Here is a 2,440-nt window from a genome sequence, read left to right as displayed (position 1 = left end):
GGTGCAGCGTGCCATCAGCGCGGTGACGGCAGCGGTGCAGGGGCTGTCGGGCGGCAACGTGGCGCAGGCGCTGAGCGGCGCGGCCAGTCCGTACCTGGCGACAGAAATACACAGGCTGACGACCACGACAGGGCCGGACGGCAAAGAGGTGGTGAATACCGAAGCGAACCTGATGGCGCACGCGGTGCTGGGTGCGGTAACCTCGTATGCGGCGGGCAACTCAGCGCTGGCGGGCGCCTCAGGCGCGGCAATGGGCGAGTACATCGCGCAGCAGCTGTATCCGGGGGTTAAGCGTGAGGACCTGAGCGAAGAGCAGCGCCAGACGATAAGCGCGCTGGGGACATTAGCGGCGGGGCTGGCAGGCGGCGTGGTGGGTGACAGCACGGCGGATGCGGTGGCCGGGGCACAGGCGGGTAAGAACGCGCTGGAAAACAATAACCTTTTACTGCCGAGGCCCATGCCAGTGCCTGTTCCGGGACTGCCCATGAGTCCGGGTGATAAAGTTGTTCAGGATGCGAATAACAACATTGCCTCGGAGCTGGATAAGGCTCTGAAAGGGTCAGGAACTGAGGAGGATACTCCGCAAATTACTGACGGCCCTTCAATTGTTGAAGCACGCGACCAAGCTGCAAATTCACGTGATTCGAATGTGGTGAAAGATCTGACGGAGGCGGAGAAAGCGGAACTGGGGGGAGCTGGATCGGGAACACCGGGAGGATGGGAACCGCAGGATGAGGAAAATGCGCGGAATAATGAACAAAAGACGACTGTTGATGACCTGATGTCTTCATCATCAAAAGGTCAGGAAACAACAGGCCGATCAAAAATTTTTGAAAGAACAGGTGGGAGTGAAGCTGCTAACAAAGAGTTCGATCTGTTAAGACCTACTGAAATTAAAGATATTCCTGGCGGCCGAGTTGGTAAACTTCCTGATGGAAGAACTGTAGTTGTCAGAGAGCGTAGCACAGATGGTAGGCCCACTTTGGAAATACAGTCTGGTAAGAATAGAGTTAAATTTAGATATGATGAGTGATGCCATATGACTGAGAAAATTATAAGTATTGATATCGGTGTTCATTCCTTTAAAAATAGTCAGTTAAAGGATGTTAAATATTTTTCTGGAACACTTGAGTTAACTTTCAACTTATCTGATGGGTATGTTAAAAGTAATGTTATGGTTACTTTTGAATGGATACACTCCTTTCGTGTAACAGATGAAGGTGACTTGCTAAAAATGCAAGATGATTTGAATGGTCAGATGATTACAGGAATTTATACAGTAGAAGGATCTCATTATTTATCATGGTTTAATGAGCAAAGCGCCAACATACATGATGGGGGTTCTATAAATCATTACTTAATAGTTACAGGAGATGATGTTATTGAAGTACTGTCTTCTGTTAGTCCAACAATAGCATCTTGTTAATAGAACGCCCAGTTTTCACGGCTGGGGTTTTACTTTATAACCAGCCAGTTACCTGATAATGGCCGCTACTCAATAAATCTTATCATCACCGTCACCGACAGCAAAAACGGCAGCAAGGGCGGTAGCGCCGGGGTTGGCATCGGCGTGGGTTCAGGCGGCTACGGCATCAGCGTGTCGGCGAGCGTCAACGCGGCGAAGGGCAGCGAAAAAGGCAACGGGCTGACGCACAGCGAAACCACGCTGGACGCGGGCAGCCAGCTCAGCCTGACCAGCGGGCGCGACACCACGCTGACGGGCGCGCAGGCAAACGGCAACAGCGTGAAGGTGGACGCGGGCCGCAACCTGACGCTGACGTCGGAGCAGGACAGCGACCGCTACGACAGTCAGCAGCAGAGCGCCAGCGCGGGCGGCAGCTTCACCTTCGGCTCAGCGACCGGCTCGGCAAACGTGAACGTGAGCCGGGATAAGATGCACAGCACCTGGCAGAGCGTGGCGGAGCAGACCGGCATCTTTGCCGGGAAGGACGGCTTTAACGTGACGGTGGGTGAGCACACGCAGCTGAACGGCGCGGTGATAGCGAGTACGGCGACGCCGGATAAGAACCGGCTCGACACTGGCACGCTGGGCTTCGGCGACATTGAGAACCACGCGGACTATAAGGTGGAGCATCAGAGCGCGGGGATAAGCACCGGCGGCAGCGTGGGCGGTCAGTTCGCCGGGAACATGGCGAACGGGATGCTGGCGGGGCTGAACGGCGGCGACAGCGCCTCTTCGGTGACGAAGTCGGCGGTGAGCGAAGGCACTATCGTTATCCGCGATAAGGAAAAGCAGGCGCAGGACGTTGCAGATTTAAGCCGCGACGTGGCGAACGCCAATCCGGCTCTGGACGTCATCTTCGACAAGGAGAAAGAGCAGAACCGGCTGAAGGCGGCGCAGCTGACAGGGGAAATCGGGGCACAGGCGGGGGATATAGCCAGGACGCAGGGTCAGATAATCGAGACGAAAGCCGCAAAC

Annotated in this window: 2 protein-coding genes and 1 pseudogene; all 3 read left to right on the top strand. The window is 55.0% G+C overall.

Annotation, left to right across the window (positions count from 1 at the left end):
* Positions 1 to 1,033: VENN motif pre-toxin domain-containing protein (locus Q9R34_RS21570; RefSeq protein ID WP_485896406.1), on the top strand; the 1,033-nt coding region annotated here is incomplete at its 5' end.
* A 6-nt stretch (positions 1,034 to 1,039) separates the two neighbouring features.
* The gene (locus Q9R34_RS21565) at positions 1,040 to 1,426 is read left to right on the top strand and encodes a hypothetical protein (RefSeq protein WP_485896404.1); all 387 of its coding nucleotides are present in this window, start codon (positions 1,040 to 1,042) and stop codon (positions 1,424 to 1,426) included.
* Between the two features lie 96 nt (positions 1,427 to 1,522).
* Positions 1,523 to 2,440 (top strand): annotated as a pseudogene (locus tag Q9R34_RS21560) (hemagglutinin repeat-containing protein); the annotation flags it as partial.

Source organism: Enterobacter sp. BRE11, from assembly GCF_031844285.1.
GTDB lineage: Bacteria > Pseudomonadota > Gammaproteobacteria > Enterobacterales > Enterobacteriaceae > Pantoea.
The sequence above is the reverse complement of the archived record's forward strand: the minus strand, read 5'-3'. Positions and strand labels throughout refer to the sequence as shown.